A 19,727-nucleotide genomic window follows, 5' to 3' on the forward strand; every position below is an offset into this window, starting at 1 on the left:
GCCCCGCGGCCGCCTGCCGGCCGGGGCCTGAGGCTGGTTCCGGCATCGCTCCGGCCAGCCGCTTGCCGGGAGAGGATGCGATGCACAGACGGACCCTGTTTCGCGGCGCGGCCGCCGCGCTGGCCCTGCCCCTGCTGAATGCCTGCGCCGTGCCGGGCGTGGGCGGCACGCCGGTGCCGGCCATCGCCTCCAACACCGTGGTCCAGGGCGTCACCACCAGTGCCGACGGGCGCGTCTTCCTGGTGCTGGCGCGCCTCGATGGCAGCGACGGGCCGCGCGTGGTGGAGTGGGTCAACGGCGAGCAGCGCGCCTATCCCGACGCCGCCTGGAACGGCTGGCGGCCGGGTGCCAGCGCGTCCAACAGCTTCGTGCGCGCCAATTCGCTGCGCATCGGGCCGGAAGGCGACCTCTGGGTGCTCGACGTGGGCGCGCCGGGGATCGGCAACCCGAAGCTGCCGGGCGGGCCGAAGCTGGTGCAGATCGACCTCAAGACCAACGCGGCCAGGCGCATCTACCGCCTGGATGAGCTGACGGGCGAAACGAGCTTCATCGACGACCTGCGCTTCAACGACCGGCGCGTCTACGTCACCGACGCGGGCAAGCCGGGGCTGATCGTGCTCGACCTCGACCGCGGCACCGGCTACCGCGCCCTGGACGGGCATCCGTCCATGACGGCGCAACGGCCGCTGACAGCCGAGGGGCAGGAGCTTCGCGGGCCGGACGGCAAGCCTGTCTTCGTCCATGCCGACCAGCTCGAGGTGTCGCCCGACGGGCAGTGGCTCTATTACCAGAGCGCCTCGGGGCCGATGTCGCGCATCGCTACGCGCTGGATCGAGGAGCGCGCGCTGACGGACGCGGTGCGCGGCCGCTACGTGGAACCCTGGGTCGAGACCGGCTCCACCGGCGGCACGGCGATCGACGCCGACGGCAACCTTTATGTCAGCGACACGGATAAGCAGCGGGTGGTGCGCATTGCGCCCGACCGGACCTCCACCGTGATCACCGAGGACCCGCGCCTGCTCTGGGTGGATGCGATGTGGATCGACGATGCGGGCGCGCTGTGGATGCCGGCGGCGCAGCTGAACCGCATGGCGCCCTTCAACGGCGGAACCTCGCGCGTGCAGTTCCCAGTGCAGGTCTACAAGCTCGCCCTCGGCGTGAAGCCGGTGCGGCGTTGAGCGGAAGGGTTACGCCGCGCCGGCCATCCCTGCGGCGTCACGTCCGCGCGGCCAGGCAAGTGTCGCGCCCGGAGTTGTCCCATCCGGGGCTGTCACGCCCAGCGATGTCACGCTCGGGAGTGTCACGCCCAGGGGTATCATCTCCGCGGTCCTGCGAGGCCGTCCTGCCATGGGTGACGGCACACGGTGCCGTGCCCTCCGCAACCGCCGCGCGATGCCTGGGTTGACCCGCACGATGACCGCATCCCCGCCCCCTTCCGTCCTGGCCGAGGCCGCGCACGAGGTCGAGGCGCTGACCGAGGAAGAGGCCGCGCGCGAGCTGGCCACCCTGGCCGAGCAGATCAACCGCGCCAGCCGCGCCTATCACGTCGAAGACGCGCCGGTGATGACGGATGCCGAGTACGACCGGCTGTTCCGCCGCAACCAGGCGATCGAGGCGCGCTTCCCGGAACTGGTGCGCGACGACAGCCCGTCGCGCAAGGTGGGCGAGGAAGCGGCCGCCGGCTTCGCCAAGTCGCGCCACGGCACGCCGATGCTGTCGCTCGACAACGCCTTCGCGCCGGAGGATTTCAGCGAGTTCGCGGCCCGCATCCGCCGCTTCCTGGGCCTGTCGGCGGAGGAAGTGCTGCGCTTCGTGGCCGAGCCCAAGATCGACGGGCTCTCGGTCAACCTCACCTACGAGGATGGCCGCTTCGTGCGCGGCGCCACGCGCGGCGACGGCACGGTGGGCGAGGACATCACCGAGAACCTGCTGACGCTGGCGGAACTGCCGCGCGAGCTCGTGGCCCCCTTCCCCGAGCGCATCGAGGTCCGCGGCGAGGTCTTCATCACCAAGCCGGACTTCCTCGCCTTCCATGCCGAGCAGACGCGGCTGTTCGAGGAGCGCGAAGCGCGGCGCTTGGCGGGCGAGAAGGTGGGCGAGGCCGTGCGCATCCCCGTCAACCCGCGCAACGCCGCCGCCGGCTCGCTGCGGCAGCTCGACCCCGCCGTCACCGCGAAGCGGCCGCTGAAGCTGTTCGCCTACGCTCAAGGGGTGTCCTCCGCGCCGGTGGCGGATACCCATTCCGGCTACCTCAAGGTGCTGGAAGGCTGGGGGTTCCGGGTGAACCCGCTCAGCACGCCGCTGGACGACGAGCACGCGGCCGCCGCCTTCCAGGCGCGCATGGGCGAGGAGCGGGCGGGGCTCGACTACGATATCGACGGCGTCGTCTACAAGCTGGACCGGCTGGACTGGCAGTCGCGGCTGGGCTTCGTGGGCCGGGCGCCGCGCTGGGCCATCGCCTGGAAGTTCCCGGCCGAGCGCGCCACCACGAAGCTGCTGGAGATCCAGATCCAGGTCGGCCGCACCGGCGCGCTGACGCCGCGCGCCATCATGCAGCCGGTGGGCGTCGGTGGCGTGATGGTGCAGCACGCGACGTTGCACAACGAGGACGAGGTCGCCCGCCGCGACGCCCGCCCCGGCGACACGGTGGAGCTGCAGCGCGCCGGCGACGTGATCCCGCAGATCATCCGCGTGGTCGATCCCGACCGCCCCGGCCGCGCCGCGCCCTGGCAGCCGCCGACCCACTGCCCCGACTGCGGCAGCCCGGCGATCCGCCCCGAGGGTGAGGTGGTGCGCCGCTGCACCGGCGGGCTGATCTGCCCGGCGCAGCAGGTGGAGCGGCTGATCCACTTCGCCTCGCGCAACGCCCTGGATATCGAGGGTCTGGGCATCGAGAACGTGGTGCTGCTCCATGAGGCGGGGCTGGTGAAGACGCCGGCCGACATCTTCCGCCTGCGCGAACACGTCGCGACCATGCGGGGCTGGAAGGGCTGGGGTGGCTCGGCCAAGGGCGAGTCCAGGAAGGTCACGAACCTCCTGGCCGCCATCGACGCGCGACGCAGTCCGAGCCTGGAGCGCTTCATCTTCGCGCTGGGCATCCGCCGCATCGGCGAGCAGAACGCCCGGCTGCTGGCGCGGCACTACCACACCGCCGCGGCCTGGCGGCAGGCGATGCTCGACGCCCGGATCGTGGGCAGCGAGGCGCGCGAGGACCTGGGCGGCATCCAGGGCATCGGCCCGGCCATCGCGCAGGAGCTGGTCACCTTCTTCTCCGAGGAGCGCAACGTCCGGGCGCTGGACGACCTGCTGCGCGAGGTCACGCCCGAGGAGGCCGAGGCGGTGGCCGAGGGCGCGCTGTCGGGCAAGAGCATCGTCTTCACCGGCACGCTGGAAACCATGACCCGGCAGGAGGCCGAGGCGCGGGCCGAGAACCTCGGCGCCAAGGTGGTCAAGAGCGTGTCGAAGAAGACCGACTTCGTGGTGGTGGGCGCCGACGCCGGCTCCAAGGCCAAGAAGGCGGCGGAGCTGGAACTGCGCGTGCTGACCGAGGCCGAGTGGCGGGATATGGCGGGGTTCGGCTGAGCCCCGCCGCCGGCAGCGCTTCCGCCTTACTTCCTTACCATCTTACCATCTTACTTTCCGCCGTCCCCTGCGCGGGGCGGCTGCGCAGAACGGGACAGCGACATGATCACCGTCCACCACCTGAACGACAGTCGGTCCCACCGCATCCTGTGGCTGCTGGAGGAACTCGGGCTTCCCTACGAGCTGCGGCACTACCAGCGCCTGCCGAACCGGCTGGCGCCGCCGGAGTTGCTGGCGGTCTCGCCGCTCGGCAAGTCGCCGGTGATCACCGATGACGGGCGGCTGGTGATCGAGTCCGGCGCGATCATCGACTACATCATCCGGCGACACGGCGGCGGGCGGCTGCAGCCCGACCCGGCGAGCGCCGCCTACGACGACTACGTGCAGTGGCTGCACTATGCCGAGGGCTCGGCGATCCTGCCGCTGATCCTGCATTTCTACGCGCTGAAGACCGGCGACGGCGCCGCGCCGATCCGGCCCAGGATCGCGGACGAGGTGCGGACCCATCTCGGCTACCTCGACCGCTCGTTGGAAGGACGCTCCTTCCTGCTGGGCGAGACGTTCAGCGGCGCCGACGTGCAGATGAGCTTCGTGGGCGGGTTCGCGGGCGTGCTGGGGCTGCGCGAACCCTATCCCGCGTTGACGGCCTGGGTGCAGCGGCTGCACGAGCGGCCGGCCTTTCAGCGGGCCGTGGAGCGGGGCGGTTCCTACAGCTTCGGGCGCTGAGAGGGCACGAACCGGCCGATTCAGGTAAATAATCCTATATCAACTCGCTTCCCGTTGCAAGCTCCGCGACGGGTCGCGCGGGGGTCCCCGCGGCTCATCCGCGTCCGCGAGGGGTGGAGAGTTGCCGTCCAGGTCTGCCGCTCGCGGCATGGTCCGGCCGGGAACGGACCGGCAGGTCTTGAGGGCTGACGCGGAGCGGAAACGTGGCTTCGGGCGCCCGGCCGCCGGAGCCAGCCCCGGGCGAACTCCGGCCCGGGTGGAGCCGAAGCCCGCGGCGGGGCCAGGGACCGCCGGAGCCGTGTCAGCGAACGGCCAGGGCCATGCCGCCGTCCACGGTGACCGTCGTGCCGGTGACGTAGCCGGCGCGGGCGGAGGCGAGGAACACGGCGACCGAGGCCAGTTCCTCCGGCTCGCCGAAGCGGCCGATCGGGATGTTGGCCGCGATGAAGCGGTCGCGCGCCGCTGCTTCCGGGTGCAGCCGCTCGCGGATCTGCTCGCTCCAGAGCCGGCCGGGCGCGATGCAGTTCACCGTCACGCCATCCGCCGCGACGAGGCTCGCCGCGCCCTTGGACCAGAAGGTCAGCGCGGCCTTGGCCGAGCCCGCCGTGTTCAGCGCGTGGGTCTCGCTGGTGCCGGTCAGGCTGATCACCCGGCCCCACCGTGCCGCGCGCATGGCCGGCAGCAGACGCTCCGCCAGCCGGCGCGGCGCGGTGAAGTTCAGCGCCAGGCTCCGCTCCCACGTCGCGTCTTCGGCGCCGAGTTCGACCGGGCCGGAGGCACCGGCCGCGTTGATCAGGATGTCGACGCCGCCCAGGGCCGCCACCGCCGCCTCCGCCCCCTGGTCGAGCGCGGCCGGATCGGTGATGTCGCAGGGGATCACCACCGCCCCGTGCTTGGCCGCGAGTGCGCGCAGCGGTTCCTCGCGCCGGGCGATCAGCGCCAGCCGGACCCCTTCGGCGGCGAGCGCCTCCGCGATGGCGGCACCGAGGCCGGCGCTGGCCCCGGTCACCAGGGCGCGCCGGCCGGTCAGTTCGAGATCCATGAGTGAGCCTCCTTCGTGGTCACCCCGATCTGGGCAGGCTTGCGGGGTGAGACGATATGCGGCCTCCTCACCGCACCGATGAGCCCGAACTCACCCCAGCATCCCGGCCTCGCCGCCCTGGAGGCGTTTCTCGCCGTGGCGCGCCTGGGCAGCTTCCGCGCCGCCGCCACGGCGCGCGGCGTCACGCCGTCTGCCTTCAGCCACGCGATGCGCGGCCTGGAAGCACGGTTGGGGACGCGGCTGTTCCACCGCACCAGCCGGAGCGTGCGGCTGACGGAAGCGGGCGAGCGGCTGGTGGCGCGGCTGGCGCCCGCGCTGGGCGAGATCGAGGATGCCGTGGCGGCGCTGGGCGCCGAGGCGGCGCAGCCGTCCGGCCGGCTCCGCCTCAACGTGCCGCACAGCGCGGTTCCGCTGATCATCGCGCCGCTGCTGCCGCGCTTCCTGGCCGACTACCCGGCCGTGACGCTCGAGGTGGTGGCCGAGGACGGGCTGGTGGACATCGTTGCCGCCGGCTTCGATGCGGGCATCCGGCCGGAATGGCGACTGACGCCCGGGATGACCGCCGTGCCGCTGCGACCGCGCCGCCGCTTCGCCGTGGTGGCGTCGCCGGCCTACCTCGCGCGGCGCGGCACGCCGGAAAGCCCGGCCGCGCTCGCCGGCCACGACTGCATCGTCCAGCGCTACCCTTCGGGCGGCCGCTATGCCTGGGAGTTCGCGCGCGACAGCGAAACGCTGCGGGTCGAGGTCGCCGGCCGCGTCGCCAGCAACGATCCCGCGCTGCGACGGGCCGCCGCCATCGCGGGAGCCGGGCTCGCGCACCTGTTCGAGCACGACGTCGCCGACGCCCTCGCCGCGGGAAGGCTGACGCGCGTGCTGACGGAGTGGTGCCCGCCGCTGCCGGGCTTCTCGCTCTACTACCCGGGCCGGCGCCAGCCGCCGCCAGCACTACGGGCCTTCATCGCCACGGCGCGGCAGGTGCTGGCGGTGGGTGACGAGAGTTCTTGAGACCTGCACGGGCTTCGGGCGCGACCACGCTGGCAAAGGGCCCGGCTTCAGCTGCCCGGGCTTCGACCCAGGTCACACTTCCAGCTCAGGGCTGACATCGAGGTGGGCAGCCGCTTTCCACCCGGCCCGGTCCACAGGCAGCCGGACGCCGACGCCTGCTTCGCGAAAGGCGGCTGGGCCACCTCGGGGGGCGCTCAGGCGCGAAGGGCCTGCGCGAGCGCCAGGCCGGCGAGGCGGGCGGTGGCGAGGACGCGCTCCGGGCCGTGGCCCTCGCGGGCCATGGTGGACAGGCCGGCCATGAGGGTGACGACGTAGTCGGCCAGCCGCCCGGCCGCCTCGGGGTGGGTCGTGGCGACGAAGCGACGGATCGTGTCCCCGGCGGCGACGGTGAGGGCGCGAGCGGCCTCACGCGCCTCGGGGTCGTTGCAGCGGGCGCCCTCGATCGCGAGGCAGCCGGCGGCGGCGGGGTCGGTGGCGTAGCGGCGGGCGGATTCCTCCAGCACCTCGGCGAGTGCTTCCGCCACGGGGCGTCCGGGGCGCAGGATCTCGGCCAGGGGCACGCCCTCCGCCGCGGTGTAGCGGTTGAGGATGCGGGCATAGAGGCCGGCCTTGCTGCCGAAGGCGGCGTAGAAGCTGGGCGGGTTGATGCCGAGCGCTTCGGTCAGGTCGGCGACGCTGACCGCGTCGTAGCCGCGGGCGTGGAACAGGCGCTGGGCGGTGGCGACGGCCTGCTCGGGGTCGAAGCGGCGGGGCCGGCCCCGGGGACGGGCGGCGGGAGGAGCATCGGGGCGACCCTCCGGACAGCCGCCGGAGCGCGGCAAATTTGTAGTCATCAGTACAGAATGCCTTGACGGGGCGATCGGAGCATTTATGTAGCGTTCACTAGGTTAAACCTCAAGGAGGACGTGATGACCGATTTCCAGGGTAAGTCCGTGCTCGTGCTCGGTGGCAGCCGGGGCATCGGGGCGGCGATCGTGCGGCGCTTCGCCGGTGACGGGGCGAAGGTGACCTTCACCTATGCCGGATCGCGCGAGGCGGCGGAGCGGCTGGCGGCGGAAACCGGCGCCAACGCGGTGGTGACCGACAGCGCCGACCGCGACGCGGTGATCGCGCGGGTGCGCGACAGCGGGCCGCTGGACGTGCTGGTGGTGAATGCGGGAGTGGCCATCGTCGGCGACCCGCTGGAACAGGACCCGGACGCGGTGGACCGGCTGATCCGCATCAACGTGGCCTCGCCCTGGCATGCTTCGGTGGAAGCGGCGCGCCGGATGCCCGATGGCGGGCGGATCATCGTGATCGGCTCGGTCAACGGCGACCGCATCCCCTTTCCCGGCATGTCGGCCTACGCCATGAGCAAGTCGGCGCTGCAAGGCATGGCGCGTGGCCTGGCGCGGGATTTCGGGCCGCGCGGGATCACGGTGAACGTGGTGCAGCCGGGCCCGATCGACACCGACCTGAATCCGGCGGACGGGCCCATGAAGGACATCCAGCACGCCGTGATGGCCATCAAGCGCCACGGGCCGGCAGAGGACGTGGCCGGGATGGTGGCCTGGCTGGCGGGGCCGGAGGCGGGCTTCGTGACCGGGGCGATGCACACCATCGACGGCGGCTTCGGCGCCTGACCGGGCGCGGCGGGGCGGTGGGCGGCGGCAGGGTCGGAAGCGCGCTGCCCCCCGCAGCCGCCGATCAGCTCCCTGAAGCGCCCGGTCCCCGATCGGGATGAGGTGGCGAGGCGACCTGCCCGGGTCACGGAGGCCCGCCCGCGGCGCGTGAGGTGGCGGAACAAAGGGCTTTGTCCGCGTCGCGGGGGTGGACCACTGGCGCTGCTTCGCGCCGCGGGAGGTGGCGGGACGGCGGCCACCGGTTCGCGCCGCGAAGGCGGGTGGCGGTTTGCTCAACCGCCGATATCGGGGCGCAGCGGCGCGAGGGGGAGGCGCAGGCACAGGCTGCGGGCCGGCAGCACCTCGCTCCACTGCGCGATGAGCCGCCGGAAGGCCCCGGCCACGCGCCTCGGCCTGCGGTCGAGGTCGAAGAGCCCGACCGGGTGCACGCGGCCGGCATTCTCCCGCAGGGCGGTGTCCCAGTCGACCTGGTCGGTCAGCGAGTACCAGGTGAAGCCCAGCACCGGGATCGGGGTTTCCCAGAGCAGCAGCAGGTTGGCCCACTGCTTCCAGAGCCATTCCGTGGAATCCGCCTCGGGCCTGTCCACGAGGTTGGTTTCCGTGTGCATCAGGGGCAGGTGGTAGCGGTTGTAGTACTGCTGGATGATCGTGGCGTAGCCGTAGACCTCGCCCGAGGCACGGGTGCTGCCGTCGTCCTCCACCAGGTGCTCGTTGGTCTGGTAGTAGTCGGTGCCCAGCACGCAGTGGCGCTTCAGGTCGGTGTTGCGGAAGCCCGCGTATTCCGCCCGCGTCATCCCGTTGTCCATCAGGTATTCGTACATCGCCGCGTCCACGGGGTGTCCGTAGTTCAGGTCGAGCGACAGGAAGCGCTCGGCATTGCGGCGGCGCGCCTCGGCCCAGGCCGCGGGCGAGGCAGCGTGGTACTGCTCGGCGGACTCGCTCTGGATAAAGATCGCGTCCGGGCGCACCCGCAGGATGGCCCGCATGGCCGCGAGGTTGGCGCCCACCAGGTGCTTCATGGCCGTGACGAAGCCGCGCTCGCTGCTCAGCTGCTCGTTCCACCAGCCGTAGCGACCGGAAAACAGCGCGCAGACGTACATCTCGTTGACCGGGGTGTAGAGCTGCACCCAGGGGAAGCGCCGCGCGAAGGCCTCCGCGTAGTTCGCGAAGAGCCGCGGGAAGTCGGGGTTCTGGAAGTCGCCGATCCAGTCCGGCACCCCGAAGTGGCAAAGGTCCACGATGGGATAGGTGCCCTGGGCGCGCAGGGCGGCCAGCGTCTCGTCGGCGAAGCCCCAGTCGTAGCGGCCTTCGCCCCGCCAGGTCGTGTGCAGCGGCGGTCCGTAGCGCAGGAAGCCGCAGCCGAGCTCCTTGGCTAACGCAAAGTCTTCCGCCCAGCGGTGCAGGTGGCCGCTGGCGGCCATCTGGTCGACCCGCCGCCCGTCGACCGTCGGATTGCTGTTCTCGATGCCGGTCGCGAACATGAACAGCGGCACCGAGGGGCCGAAGCAGGGCGAACCGGCAACCGTCGGAGGTATGGACATGGGCGTTCCCCGCGCGGCGCGGTGCCGGCGCGGGGAACAGGATTGCAGGTCGGGGGTGCCGAAGCCAGGCAAACGGCGGGCGGGTGAGTGGCCCGCCCCTCCTCGCGCCTGGCGACCGGGACGCGACCCGGTCCGCCGGCGGGGGTGGTGGAACGGGCGGCGGGGCGCCGCCCGTTTCCGGATCGCGGCTTACTCGGCCGCGAGCGGGGCGCTGACGCGGTTGGTGCCGCGCAGGGCGTTGGCGATCACCGCCAGCACGCCCACCACCGCGGTGAAGGCCACGTAGTGCACCGGGCCCAGCTTGTCGTAGCCCAGCATCTGCGTCACCGCGATGGGCGTCAGGCCGCCGAAGATGGCGTAGGCGACGTTGTAGCTGAAGCTCACGCCGGTGAAGCGCACCACGCCGGGGAAGGCGCGCACCATCACGAAGGGCACCACGGTGATCATGCCCACGGTGGCGCCGCACAGCGCCGACAGCGCCGCCATGTTGGCCGGGTTGGCGGCGGTGCCGATGTAGAGCCAGTAGGAGGAGGCGATCAGGGCGATGCCGCCGATCACCGCCACCACCACGGCGCCGAAGCGGTCCATCAGGGCACCGCAGACGATGGCCGAAACGGTCAGCGTCAGGGTGGCGCAGATGCTGGCGACCGAGGTCACGGTGGCCGGGATGCCGTTCAGGCGGCCCAGCAGGCCGGGGGTCAGCAGGATCATCACCACGATCGCCGCGGTCAGCAGCCAGGTCACCAGCATCGACACGATCACCGAGCCGCCATGGCTGTTCAGCACGTGCTTGAGCGGCAGCTCGGCGGTGGCCTTGCGGGCGCGCATCGCCTCGAAGACCGGGGTCTCGTGCAGCCAGCGGCGCAGGTACATGGCGATGAAGCCGAAGATGCCGCCCACCACGAAGGGGATGCGCCAGGCCCAATCCACAACCTCGGCCGGGGTGTAGCTGTAGTTGATCGCGGTGTTCATCAGCGAGCCCAGCAGGATGCCGCCTGTGAGGCCGCCGGTCAGCAGGCCGCAGGCCAGGCCCACGCGGTTGGCGGGGACGTGCTCGCTCACGAAGACCCAGGCGCCGGGCGCCTCGCCGCCGATCGCCGCACCCTGGAGCAGGCGCATCACCAGCAGCAGCACCGGCGCCGCGTAGCCGATGGTGGCGAAGGTCGGCATCAGGCCGATGATCAGCGTCGGCAGCGCCATCAGGAAGACCGACAGGGTGAACATGCGCTTGCGGCCGGACTTGTCACCGAAATGCGCCATGATCACGCCGCCGAGCGGGCGCGCAAGGTAGCCGGCGGCGAAGATGCCGTAGGTGTTCAGCTGTTCCAGCCAGCCGGGCATGTCGGCCGGGAAGAACACCTTGCCGATCGCGGCGGCGAAGAAGACGTAGATGATGAAGTCGTAGAACTCGAGCGCGCCGCCCAGCGAGGCGAGAACGAGGGTGCGCGTGTCGTTGCGCGTCAGGCTTCGGTGCTGCGCCGGGTTGGGGGCGGCTAGGGTCATCGCGTTTCAGTCCTGGTGGAGGCGACGGCGGCAACTTTCCTTCGGCCACCGGGTCACATCCCGCAATATTACATCTCGGTGCCGTGATGTCCAAGACCCGATCGCGCCCCCTGCCCCGCCCGGCGCGGGACAGGGTTGCGCCCAGGCGCCGGCGCGCGCCGGGTGTCGTGCCAGCGAAACAGCGGCTGAGCACGACCTGCCCGGACCCTGTCCGAGGTTGCGACCTGCCCGGGACCGCGGCTTGTCCGGGCACGGCGGGCGGGCGGCGGGCCGGCGGCCGCGCCACCCGCCCGGCGTCGGAGACAACACCCCTAGGTCGGTTCGGGCGGCGCCCTGTCAACGGCAGGAAAAGGTGATGCCGGGCAGGGGAAAATTCCTGGCTTTCCAGGGCGTTAAGCGGGTGTTCAGAACAAGGGACGATCCGCCATGACCGACGCTGCGCGCGACTACTACCTGTCCGGCCTGAGCAATCAGCACGCCGTGGAAAAGCAGGCCATCGAGACGATCGAGCGCGAGCTCGGCCGCATGTCCGACTACCCGGCGCTGCACAGCCGCATGCAGCAGGAGCTGCAGCGCTCGCAGACCCAGCTGGAGCGGCTGGAAACGCTGCTGAGCAAGCACGGCACGGGCGCGTCCACGCTGAAGGAGACCGTGACCGCCGCGGTGGGCAGCGTGTCCGGCGTGGTGCACATCGCGGCCCGGGACGAGGTCATCAAAAACGTCCTCGCGGCGATTGGCTTCAAGGCCTACGAAATCGGGTCCTACAAGGCGCTGATCGCCACCGCCAAGCTCGCCGGGGCGGGCGAGGACGAGACGGTGCTGAAGCAGTCGATGGCGGAAGAACAGGAGATGGGCGACTGGCTGGGTGAGAACCTGCCGTCGATCATCGAGCAGCACCTGAGCAAGCAGGCCGCCTGAGGCGGCGAGGCGCAAGCAGGCCGCCGAGATGGTGGGGGGCTCCGCGCGGCGCCCCCGCTCCGCTCGCCGGTGCAATCCGGCATGGAACGGGCGGGGACGCCGGGCGGTGAAGCAGGTTTCGGCCGGACCGCAGGCTGTTAACACGGCATGGGCGGGAGGTTTCCCGCCCCAAACCCGACGCGCTCAGCGCAACCCCTCAGTCGGCGAGCCGGGCGTCCAGCGTGATCTCGGCCTTGAGCAGCTTCGACACCGGGCAGCCGGCCTTGGCCTTGGCCGCGAGCTCCTGGAAGCGGGCATCGTCGAGGCCGGGCACGGCGGCGTCCAGCGTCAGGTGGACCTTGGTGATGCTGAAGCCGCCCTCGAGCTTTTCCAGCGTCACCACCGCCTTGGTGGCGAGGCGGTCGGCCACGACGTTGGCCTCGCCCAGGATGTTGCTCAGCGCCATGGAGAAGCAGGCGGCATGGGCGGCGCCGATCAGCTCCTCCGGATTGGTGCCGGGGGTGTCGCCGAAGCGCGTGTTGAAGCCGTAGGCGTTGTCCTTGAGCACCCCGCTCTCGGTCGAGATGGTGCCCTTGCCGTCCCGCAGCGTGCCGCTCCAAACGGCCGAACCGGATCTCTGCATCGCTCGTACTCCTTGCGTTGGGCGAGGACCTGCCTCGGGGGAAAGGTTCAGGAAGGGTCTCAGGGCGCCGCGGGGCGCGGCACGGCCTCGTGGTGGCGGATCACCTCGCGCACCACGAAGGCCAGGAACTTCTCGGCGAATTCCGGGTCGAGGTTGGCGGCATCGGCGAGCTGGCGCAGGCGGGCGACCTGGCGTGCCTCGCGCGCCGGGTCGGCGGGCGGCAGGTGGTGCTCGGCCTTCAGGGCGCCGACCCGCTGGGTGCAACGGAAGCGCTCGGCCAGCATGTAGATGATCGCGGCATCGATGTTGTCGATGCTGTCGCGGAGGCTTCGCAGCTCGGGAAGGATGGGGGCGTCGGTCGTGGACATGGTGTGCCCCATGCAGCCCCCGCGGAGGCCACTTGTCCAGGGGTGCCGCGATGAAGCGTGCGGGAAGGCGCCGGCGGCGGGGGTGCCGGATAGGGTATCGGAGGCCGCAGGGAGCACTGCCGGACGAACGCCGGAGCCCCCGGTTGCCGCCTCCGGGAACCGCCCGGTATCCTCCGGGGATGGAACACCCTATCGACGTGGCGATCATCGGCGGAGGCTTCACCGGGGCCGTGCTGGCCATCCTCCTGCAACGCCGCCTCGACCCGTCGCGCCGGGTCTGCTTCTTCGAGCCGCGGCCCGAGGGCGGACAGGGCGTGGCCTACGGCACGGATGACCCCTGGTACCTGCTGAACGCCCCGGCCTCGGGAATGAGCGCGCTGTCCGACACGCCCGAGGGCTTCCGCGACTTCCTCCTGGCGCAGGATGCCAGCGGCGCGGAGGGTACCGACCTGCCCGGCCCCGTGGCGGAGGAACGCGCGATGCCGGCGGGCCGGCGCTTCGCACAGCGCCGCCTTTACGGCCGCTACGTCGCGGAGCTGCTGGACGGGGCACTGCGGGCACCGGGCGCGAGGCTGGAGCACCGGCGGGTGGCAGTGTCGGACCTCCGGCGCGATCCGGCTGGCGGCTGGCGGATCGAGGCGGGCGAGGCAGGGGCGCGGGCAAGGCTCTGCATCCTGGCGCTGGGCAACGCGCCGGCGCCGCGCGTGCCCGAGGGCTGCGAACCGGCCGGCGCGGCAACGACGGAGGACGCGGTGCTGCTGGTGGGCAGCGGGCTGACCATGGCGGACAACGTGCTGTCGCTGCTGGCGGAAGGGCATCGCGGGCCGATCCGGGTGGTGTCGCGGCACGGCTGGCTGCCGCTGCCGCATCCCGACGTGCCGGCCGCGGAGCCCTGGCAGCTGCAGCCGCCACCGGGCGCCACGGCCGTTGCGGGCACAATGGATGGGGCGGCAGATGGGAATGGTGCGACCCTGCTGGCGTTGATGCGCTGGCTGCGGGCCGAGGCCCGCCGGGCCGAGGCGGCGGGCGTCCCCTGGCAGGCGGTGATGGACGCCGCCCGCGGCGCGGCGCCGGGGCTCTGGCGGGGACTGTCCCTGGCGGAGCGGCGGCGCTTCCTGCGCCACGGGCGCTCGCCCTGGGGGCAGCACCGGCACCGCGTCGCCCCCTCGGTGAGCCGGGCGCTGGCCCGCGCCGCGGCGGAAGAACAGCTCACGATCCAGGCCGGGCGTTTCCGGGGCTGCGAGCGCGGTGCCGGCGGGCTGATCGCCCGCGTGGTCCGGCGCGGCGACGGAGCCGAGGAGCAGCTGCCGGTGCGCGAGGTGCGGCTCTGCACCGGCGTGGGCCAGGGCCGCTCCTGGGAGGCGCAGGCGCCCACGGCGGCGATGCTGGAGCGCGGCAGCATCCGGCTCGACCCGCTGGGCTTCGGGCTCGATGCCGATCCGGACAGCTGCGCCATGCCCGACCGCGAAGGCCGGCTGACGGCGGACCTCTTCGCCGTCGGTCCCTGCGCGGCGGGCGGGTGGTGGGAGATCACCGCCGTGCCGGAAATCCGCCGGCAGGCCGAGGCGCTGGTGGAGCGCCTCGTCGCCGGGAACGGCCCGCTGGCGGGACCGGCGGACTGAGGCGCGGGGCGGGCGGCGGACCGGCCCCCCCACGCCCGGCCCCCCGCCCGTCAACTCCCCTCGCCGCCCTGCGGATCGGCCCGCAGCAGCACCCGGCAGCCCGGGCGGCCCTCCCGGTAGCCCTCTTCCCGGCGGGTCGGCCCCGTGGCGGCGCCGGGCGAGGCGACCGGGCCGCTCCCCCTTCCCGGCCGGTTACTCCGCCGCGATGCCCCGCGCGGCCTGGCCCTCGCGCTCGGCCACCAGCGCGCGCACGCGAGGGATCAGCTCCCGCCCGTACTGGATGGAGTCCGGCAGCGGGTCGAAACCGCGGATCAGGAAGGTCGAGATGCCGAGGTCGTAGTAGTCGAGCATCGCTTCCGCCACCTGGTCCGGCGTGCCCACCAGCGCGGTGGAGTTGCCGGCCGCACCGGTCAGCGCGGCGATCCCGGTCCAGAGCCGCTTGTCGAGGCGCGTGCCCTGCGCCGCGGCCGCGAGCAGGCGGCGAGAGCCCTCGTTGGCGGGTGCCGCCTGCGGCTTGCCGTGGCGGTTGTTGTGGGGCGCGCGGTTGTCGCCGCCCTGGGCCCGCAGCGCCTTGGCCTGTTCCAGGATGCGGTCGGCCTTGCGCCAGGCCTCCTCCTCGGTGTCGGCCAGGATCGGGCGCAGCGAGAGCGAGAAGCGCGGGTCGCGGCCGTGCGGCGCGGCGGCGGCGCGGATGCGGGCGATGATCTCGCGCACCTGGGCCTGGGTTTCGCCCCACAGCGCGTAGATGTCGGCGTGCTTGCCGGCCACCGCGACCGCCGCGTCGGAAGCGCCGCCGAAGTAGACCGGGATGCCTTCGGGACGCAGCGGCTTCACGTCGGCGTAGCCGCGCTCCACCTCGTAGTAGCGGCCGCTGTAGTGGAAGGGCGCCGTGGCGGTCCATTCCTCCCGCAGGATGTCGAGGTACTCGCTGGCGCGGGCGTAGCGCTCATCCTTGGTGAGGTGGTCGCCGTCCTGCGCCAGCTCCGCGTCGTTGCCGCCGGTGATGATGTGCACCGCGGCCCGGCCGCCGGAGACCTGGTCCAGCGTCGCGAACTGCCGCGCCGCCACCGTGGGCGCGGTGAAGCCCGGGCGGTGCGCCACCATCAGCCCGAGGCGCGTCGTGTGGTTCGCGATGTGCTGCCCGAGCAGGATGCTTTCGGCCGAGTTGGAGTGGAAGGCGATCAGCACGCGGTCGAAGCCCGCATGTTCCTGCGCCTTGGCGGAGGCTTCGACGAAGCCGAGATCCAGTGCCGGGCCGGAGCGGCGGATAATCTCGGACGAGTTGAAGCTGCCGACGTAGCCGATGAATTCGACGCTCATGGCGGGTCTCCGATGATGGCGCCCGTGGCGGGTCCCTGGACGGGACGCGCCGGGCGGGGTTGCTGTGCTGTCGGGGGGATCAGGCCGAGAAGCCGGGATCGAAGCTGCTGCCCACGTCGTAGCGGGCGCGCAGGATGCGCTCGCGGGCGTAGAGATCGACGGTGCGTTGCTGCGCCGCGATCACCGAGGCATCGATCGGCGCGGGCGTGAAGCCGCGCGCGTCGAGCGTGGCGCGCGCCACGGCGGCTGACACGCCGGTCTCGCGCGCCCAGGCGGCGGCGTAGAGGTCGAGGTTGCTGTTGCCCCAGCGTAGCGCCTCGCTCCAGAGCGCGATGAACCGGCGCAGCTCGCGCGGCTTCGCGGCGATGGCGCTCTCGGTGGCGACCTGGAAGCTCAGCCCGCTCATCAGCCCCTGCCCGTCGAGGAGGATGCGCGCACCGTCCTCGGCCACGGCGAGGTGGACGTACTGGCTCCAGGTGCTCCAGGCGTCGATCTGGCCCGAGGCGAAGGCGGCCTTGGCCTCGGAGGGCGACAGGAAGGCGATGCGGATGTCGGAGGCCGCCAGCCCCGCCTTCTCGCGCGCGGCGAGAATGAGGAAATGCCCGACCGAGCCCTTGCCGGTGCCGATCGTGCGGCCCTTGAGGTCGGCGAAGCTGCGATATGGGGCGTCGCGCCGCACCACCAGCGCGGTGCTGCCGCCGCTGGAACGCGTGGCGCCAACCGCGCGGATCGGTGCGCCGGCCGCGCGGGCGAAAGCGAAGGGCGCGTCGCCGATCCCGCCCACGTCGATGGCGCCGGCGTTCAGCGCCTCGGCGAGTGGGGCGGCGGCGGCGAACTGCGACCATTCGATGCGCAGGTCGCTTTTCTCGAGCAGGCCGGAGGCGGCGATCAGCGACTGCGCGCCGCCCTTCTGGTCGCCCACGCGCAGCACGGTGGTGCCCGGTGAGGATGTGCCCTGGGCGCGGGCGCGACCGGAGAGCAGGACCGGTGCGGCGAGCAGCGCGGCGGCGACCGAGCGTCGGTGGAGGTTTGTCATGCTGCGCGCCTCAGTCCAGCAGGTCCGGTTCCTGCGCGAGGATCCAGTCGCGCATGGGCTGGAAGCTCAGCATCCCGCCGGTGGCGGAGCCGACCTGCCGCGCGGTGTGGCGCGCGACCTCGTCCGGGATCGGGCGCGGCGTGCCGGCGGCCTCGGCCAGGAGTTGCGTGCGGGCGGCGTTGTCCATGGCGATGAACCACCAGGCGGCGGCTTCCACCGTGGGCCCTGCGGTGAGGATGCCGTGGTTGAGCAGGATCACCGCCTTGTGGGGGCCGAGCGCGTCGGCGATGCGGTCGCCCTCGGAACGGTCGAGCACGACGCCGGTGAAGTCGTCGAACAGCGCGTGATCCTCGAAGAAGGAGCAGCTGTCCTGCGTCAGCGGGTCGAGCTTGCGGCCGAGCGAGGCCCAGGCTTTGCCGTGCGTGGAATGCGTGTGCGCGGCGGCCACCACGTCGGGGCGTGCGGCGTGGATCGAGGCGTGGATGGCGAAGGCCGCGCGGTTCACCGGCTGGTGGCCGTGCACGACCTCGCCCTCATGGTTGACGCGGATCAGGTCGGACACGCGGATGCGGCCGAAGTGCTGGCCCAGCGGGTTCACCCAGAACTCGTCGGGGAATTCCGGGTCGCGCGCGGTGACGTGGCCGGCGAGGCCCTGGTCGAAGCCCAGACGCGCGAAGAGGCGAAAGGTGATGGCGAGCGACTGCTGGCGATGGAGGCGCTCGGCCGCGAGGTCGCGCGGCGGCGGGCCTTCACGCAGGAGCTTGCCGAAGTCGTGACGATCGAGGATCGCGGGCTGCGCGAGGGGCTGCGCCTCTGCGGGTCGGGTGATCTGGTTCATGCGGGCGTGCTTTCCGGTTCACCGCCGCGTTGCCGCCGCGGTGTTTCTGTTCGGGATGGAGGATGGGCGGCGCTGCCGCGGCCTGTTTCGTGACGCGCTGCGGCGCGCGTCAGCCGGTGGTACAGCGCGGCGGATCGGCGGGGCGGCGCATCGGTGCGACGCGCCGCGGGGCATAGGACGCGCTACGCCGTGGGGCGTTCAGCGCGACAGGCCGTGAGATCGCCGAAGCGGAGCGCCGCAGATCGCCTGGCGCACCGCGCCGGGGGTCGTGCAGCCTGGGTCGGGCGGACATCGCGTCGTGCTCACTCATGTGAAAAATCCTACGGCGATGCGGCGTGCGTCCCAATGACCGTGTTTACCGAAGATTCCCCGGCTTCCGGCATAAGCCTTCTGCCATTCGCGGAACCGGGAGATTTCGTTCCTCCCACGGCCCGCGCGCGTCGTTTCGCACCCCTGGTACGGTGACGGCGCAGCGTCTCGCTTGGGCGGGGTGGGTCTTGGTGGAGGGTCCCGCAGACCCTAGGTTGCCAACAAGCAATGCGGACGCAGATCCGCCGGGGGAGAAGGAACGCCGCCCACCACGCCGGCCGCGCCCGCGCGACGGCAGGCCATGGACGGACATGCGATGCCCTCCGAACGATCCAGGCTGAGCCTCGGCCTGTTCCTGCTTTCCACCGGCCACCACATCGCGGGCTGGCGGCACCCCGAGAGCTGGGCCGCGATGCCGATGGACCTGCGCGCCTATGTCCGCGTCGCGCAGCAGGCCGAGGCCGCGTGCTTCGACATGCTGTTCCTGGCCGACAACAACTGCGTGCCGCAGACCGACTGGCCGGCGGTGCGCCGCACCACGCGCGAGCATATCCTGGAGCCGATCGCGCTGCTCTCGGCGCTGTCGATGGTGACGGAGCGGATCGGCCTGGTGGCCACGGGTTCCACCACCTATTCCGAGCCCTACCACGTCGCGCGCGGCTTCGGGACGCTGGACCACCTGTCGGGCGGGCGGGCCGGGTGGAACATCGTCACCACCTCCAACAGCAACGAGGCCTGGAACTTCGGGCGCGAAAGTCACCCGCAGCATGCCGACCGTTATCGCCGCGCGGCGGAGTTCGTCGATGTTGCCAAGGGACTTTGGGACAGCTTCGCCGACGACGCCTTCCTTAAGGACAAGGAGGGCGGGATCTACTTCGACGCCGCGAAGCTGCAGGTGCTGGAACACCGTGGCGAGGAATTCGCCGTCCGCGGGCCGCTGAACCTGTCGCGGCCGCCGCAGGGCTACCCGGTGCTGGTGCAGGCGGGCGGCTCCGATGCCGGGCGCGACCTGGCGGCGCGGCAGGCGGAGGTGATCTTTTCCGTCAGCCAGACGCTGGAGGAAGCGCAGAGCTTCTACGCAGACGTCAAGGCGCGGCTGGTGGCGCACGGGCGCGACGCGGCGTCGGTGAAGGTGATGCCGGGCCTATTTCCCGTGGTCGGGCGCACGCGGGCCGAGGCGGAGGACCGGATGGCGGCGTTGCAGCGGTTGCTGCACCCCGACGTGGGCCTGTCGCTGCTGTCGTTCCTCACGGGCGGCTTCGACTTCAGCCCTTACGACGTGGACGGTCCGCTGCCCGAGCTGCCGGATACCGACGTGGGCAAGGCACGGCTCAAGGTGATCGCCGACCTCGCGCGGCGGGAAAACCTGTCGATCCGCCAGCTGTACGAGCGCATCGCGGTGTCGCGCGGGCATCACATGGTGATCGGCAGCGCCACCGAGGTGGCCGACCGCATGCAGGAATGGTTCGAGGGCCGCGGCGCCGACGGCTTCAACGTCATGCCGCCCACCTTCCCGCAGGGCTTCACCGACTTCACGACGCTGGTGGTGCCTGAGCTGCAGCGGCGCGGCCTGTTCCGCTCCGCGTACGAGGGCACGACGCTGCGCGAGCACCTGGGCCTGCCGCGGCCGCCCCGCGCCGTGCGCGGCCGCACCGCCCTTCCCGAATAATCCA

17 protein-coding genes are annotated in these 19,727 nt (G+C 72.1%); 8 read left to right on the forward strand and 9 right to left on the reverse strand.

Annotation, left to right across the window (positions count from 1 at the left end; translation table 11 throughout):
• Positions 1-80: 80 nt before the first annotated feature.
• The 3 genes from ACFFGY_RS13175 (at position 81) to ACFFGY_RS13185 (ending at position 4,308) form a co-directional block, all read left to right on the forward strand.
• Positions 81-1,178, forward strand: coding sequence for an L-dopachrome tautomerase-related protein (locus ACFFGY_RS13175; protein ID WP_377044951.1), 1,098 nt, complete (start codon positions 81-83; stop codon positions 1,176-1,178).
• A 235-nt stretch (positions 1,179-1,413) separates the two neighbouring features.
• Positions 1,414-3,582: an NAD-dependent DNA ligase LigA gene (ligA, locus tag ACFFGY_RS13180; RefSeq protein ID WP_377044952.1), complete on the forward strand. Its 2,169-nt coding sequence runs from the start codon at positions 1,414-1,416 to the stop codon at positions 3,580-3,582.
• A 102-nt stretch (positions 3,583-3,684) separates the two neighbouring features.
• Entirely contained in the window at positions 3,685-4,308 is a 624-nt protein-coding gene (locus ACFFGY_RS13185) for a glutathione S-transferase family protein (RefSeq protein ID WP_377044953.1), read from the forward strand.
• Between the two features lie 301 nt (positions 4,309-4,609).
• On the opposite strand, the gene ACFFGY_RS13190 is transcribed toward ACFFGY_RS13185, so the two are convergent.
• Positions 4,610-5,350, reverse strand: coding sequence for an SDR family NAD(P)-dependent oxidoreductase (locus ACFFGY_RS13190; protein WP_377044954.1), 741 nt, complete (start codon positions 5,348-5,350; stop codon positions 4,610-4,612).
• A gap of 78 nt (positions 5,351-5,428) precedes the next feature.
• Here ACFFGY_RS13190 and ACFFGY_RS13195 point away from each other — a divergent pair, with 78 nt between their 5' ends.
• Complete coding sequence (locus ACFFGY_RS13195) at positions 5,429-6,355, forward strand: LysR family transcriptional regulator (protein WP_377044955.1); 927 nt, start codon at positions 5,429-5,431, stop codon at positions 6,353-6,355.
• Between the two features lie 194 nt (positions 6,356-6,549).
• Here the strand turns inward: ACFFGY_RS13195 and ACFFGY_RS13200 are convergent, their stop codons facing one another.
• Positions 6,550-7,188 carry a TetR/AcrR family transcriptional regulator gene (locus tag ACFFGY_RS13200; RefSeq protein WP_377044956.1) on the reverse strand — a complete coding sequence of 213 codons (639 nt, stop codon included), beginning with the start codon at positions 7,186-7,188 and terminating at the stop codon, positions 6,550-6,552.
• Between the two features lie 75 nt (positions 7,189-7,263).
• Here ACFFGY_RS13200 and bdcA point away from each other — a divergent pair, with 75 nt between their 5' ends.
• Positions 7,264-7,977 carry an SDR family oxidoreductase gene (gene bdcA, locus ACFFGY_RS13205; protein ID WP_377044957.1) on the forward strand — a complete coding sequence of 238 codons (714 nt, stop codon included), beginning with the start codon at positions 7,264-7,266 and terminating at the stop codon, positions 7,975-7,977.
• 272 nt (positions 7,978-8,249) lie between these two features.
• Here bdcA and ACFFGY_RS13210 read toward each other — a convergent pair whose 3' ends face one another.
• Together ACFFGY_RS13210 and ACFFGY_RS13215 are read right to left on the reverse strand one after the other, a co-directional pair.
• Positions 8,250-9,518: a family 1 glycosylhydrolase gene (locus tag ACFFGY_RS13210; RefSeq protein ID WP_377044958.1), complete on the reverse strand. Its 1,269-nt coding sequence runs from the start codon at positions 9,516-9,518 to the stop codon at positions 8,250-8,252.
• Between the two features lie 189 nt (positions 9,519-9,707).
• Complete coding sequence (locus ACFFGY_RS13215) at positions 9,708-11,021, reverse strand: MFS transporter (RefSeq protein ID WP_377044959.1); 1,314 nt, start codon at positions 11,019-11,021, stop codon at positions 9,708-9,710.
• 426 nt (positions 11,022-11,447) lie between these two features.
• Here ACFFGY_RS13215 and ACFFGY_RS13220 point away from each other — a divergent pair, with 426 nt between their 5' ends.
• Positions 11,448-11,939, forward strand: coding sequence for a DUF892 family protein (locus ACFFGY_RS13220; protein WP_377044960.1), 492 nt, complete (start codon positions 11,448-11,450; stop codon positions 11,937-11,939).
• A 196-nt stretch (positions 11,940-12,135) separates the two neighbouring features.
• On the opposite strand, the gene ACFFGY_RS13225 is transcribed toward ACFFGY_RS13220, so the two are convergent.
• Together ACFFGY_RS13225 and ACFFGY_RS13230 are read right to left on the reverse strand one after the other, a co-directional pair.
• Complete coding sequence (locus ACFFGY_RS13225) at positions 12,136-12,561, reverse strand: OsmC family protein (RefSeq protein ID WP_377044961.1); 426 nt, start codon at positions 12,559-12,561, stop codon at positions 12,136-12,138.
• Between the two features lie 59 nt (positions 12,562-12,620).
• On the reverse strand, positions 12,621-12,929 hold the full coding sequence (locus ACFFGY_RS13230; RefSeq protein ID WP_377044962.1) for a chorismate mutase: 309 nt from the start codon (positions 12,927-12,929) through the stop codon (positions 12,621-12,623).
• A gap of 179 nt (positions 12,930-13,108) precedes the next feature.
• On the opposite strand from ACFFGY_RS13230, the gene ACFFGY_RS13235 reads away from it, so the two are divergent.
• Positions 13,109-14,551: an FAD/NAD(P)-binding protein gene (locus ACFFGY_RS13235; protein WP_377044963.1), complete on the forward strand. Its 1,443-nt coding sequence runs from the start codon at positions 13,109-13,111 to the stop codon at positions 14,549-14,551.
• A gap of 192 nt (positions 14,552-14,743) precedes the next feature.
• Here ACFFGY_RS13235 and ACFFGY_RS13240 read toward each other — a convergent pair whose 3' ends face one another.
• The 3 genes from ACFFGY_RS13240 to ACFFGY_RS13250 form a co-directional block, all read right to left on the reverse strand.
• Positions 14,744-15,871, reverse strand: a complete 1,128-nt coding sequence (locus tag ACFFGY_RS13240) for an LLM class flavin-dependent oxidoreductase (protein WP_377044964.1) — start codon at positions 15,869-15,871, stop codon at positions 14,744-14,746.
• Positions 15,872-15,950: 79 nt separating this feature from the next.
• Positions 15,951-16,907, reverse strand: coding sequence for an ABC transporter substrate-binding protein (locus ACFFGY_RS13245; RefSeq protein ID WP_377044965.1), 957 nt, complete (start codon positions 16,905-16,907; stop codon positions 15,951-15,953).
• A 10-nt stretch (positions 16,908-16,917) separates the two neighbouring features.
• Positions 16,918-17,745: a class II aldolase/adducin family protein gene (locus ACFFGY_RS13250; RefSeq protein WP_377044966.1), complete on the reverse strand. Its 828-nt coding sequence runs from the start codon at positions 17,743-17,745 to the stop codon at positions 16,918-16,920.
• 625 nt (positions 17,746-18,370) lie between these two features.
• Between ACFFGY_RS13250 and ACFFGY_RS13255 the strand changes: the two genes are divergently transcribed.
• Positions 18,371-19,723 carry an LLM class flavin-dependent oxidoreductase gene (locus ACFFGY_RS13255; RefSeq protein ID WP_377044967.1) on the forward strand — a complete coding sequence of 451 codons (1,353 nt, stop codon included), beginning with the start codon at positions 18,371-18,373 and terminating at the stop codon, positions 19,721-19,723.
• The last annotated feature ends 4 nt before the right edge of the window (positions 19,724-19,727 follow it).

Origin of the sequence: Roseomonas elaeocarpi (assembly GCF_042433915.1) — a bacterium.
Classification (GTDB): Bacteria; Pseudomonadota; Alphaproteobacteria; order Acetobacterales; family Acetobacteraceae; genus Roseomonas; species Roseomonas elaeocarpi.

Bases quoted from the DNA above. Each gene is read 5' to 3' on its own strand.
- ACFFGY_RS13240 (WP_377044964.1), bottom strand. From the start codon at position 15,871: ATGAGCGTCGAATTCATCGGCTACGTCGGCAGCTTCAACTCGTCCGAG.
- ACFFGY_RS13200 (WP_377044956.1), bottom strand. From the start codon at position 7,188: ATGACTACAAATTTGCCGCGCTCCGGCGGCTGTCCGGAGGGTCGCCCC.
- ACFFGY_RS13210 (WP_377044958.1), bottom strand. From the start codon at position 9,518: ATGTCCATACCTCCGACGGTTGCCGGTTCGCCCTGCTTCGGCCCCTCG.
- ACFFGY_RS13195 (WP_377044955.1), top strand. From the start codon at position 5,429: ATGAGCCCGAACTCACCCCAGCATCCCGGCCTCGCCGCCCTGGAGGCG.
- ACFFGY_RS13250 (WP_377044966.1), bottom strand. From the start codon at position 17,745: ATGAACCAGATCACCCGACCCGCAGAGGCGCAGCCCCTCGCGCAGCCC.
- ACFFGY_RS13255 (WP_377044967.1), top strand. From the start codon at position 18,371: ATGCCCTCCGAACGATCCAGGCTGAGCCTCGGCCTGTTCCTGCTTTCC.
- ACFFGY_RS13245 (WP_377044965.1), bottom strand. From the start codon at position 16,907: ATGACAAACCTCCACCGACGCTCGGTCGCCGCCGCGCTGCTCGCCGCA.
- ACFFGY_RS13215 (WP_377044959.1), bottom strand. From the start codon at position 11,021: ATGACCCTAGCCGCCCCCAACCCGGCGCAGCACCGAAGCCTGACGCGC.
- bdcA (WP_377044957.1), top strand. From the start codon at position 7,264: ATGACCGATTTCCAGGGTAAGTCCGTGCTCGTGCTCGGTGGCAGCCGG.
- ACFFGY_RS13190 (WP_377044954.1), bottom strand. From the start codon at position 5,350: ATGGATCTCGAACTGACCGGCCGGCGCGCCCTGGTGACCGGGGCCAGC.
- ACFFGY_RS13225 (WP_377044961.1), bottom strand. From the start codon at position 12,561: ATGCAGAGATCCGGTTCGGCCGTTTGGAGCGGCACGCTGCGGGACGGC.
- ACFFGY_RS13175 (WP_377044951.1), top strand. From the start codon at position 81: ATGCACAGACGGACCCTGTTTCGCGGCGCGGCCGCCGCGCTGGCCCTG.
- ligA (WP_377044952.1), top strand. From the start codon at position 1,414: ATGACCGCATCCCCGCCCCCTTCCGTCCTGGCCGAGGCCGCGCACGAG.
- ACFFGY_RS13185 (WP_377044953.1), top strand. From the start codon at position 3,685: ATGATCACCGTCCACCACCTGAACGACAGTCGGTCCCACCGCATCCTG.
- ACFFGY_RS13235 (WP_377044963.1), top strand. From the start codon at position 13,109: ATGGAACACCCTATCGACGTGGCGATCATCGGCGGAGGCTTCACCGGG.
- ACFFGY_RS13230 (WP_377044962.1), bottom strand. From the start codon at position 12,929: ATGTCCACGACCGACGCCCCCATCCTTCCCGAGCTGCGAAGCCTCCGC.
- ACFFGY_RS13220 (WP_377044960.1), top strand. From the start codon at position 11,448: ATGACCGACGCTGCGCGCGACTACTACCTGTCCGGCCTGAGCAATCAG.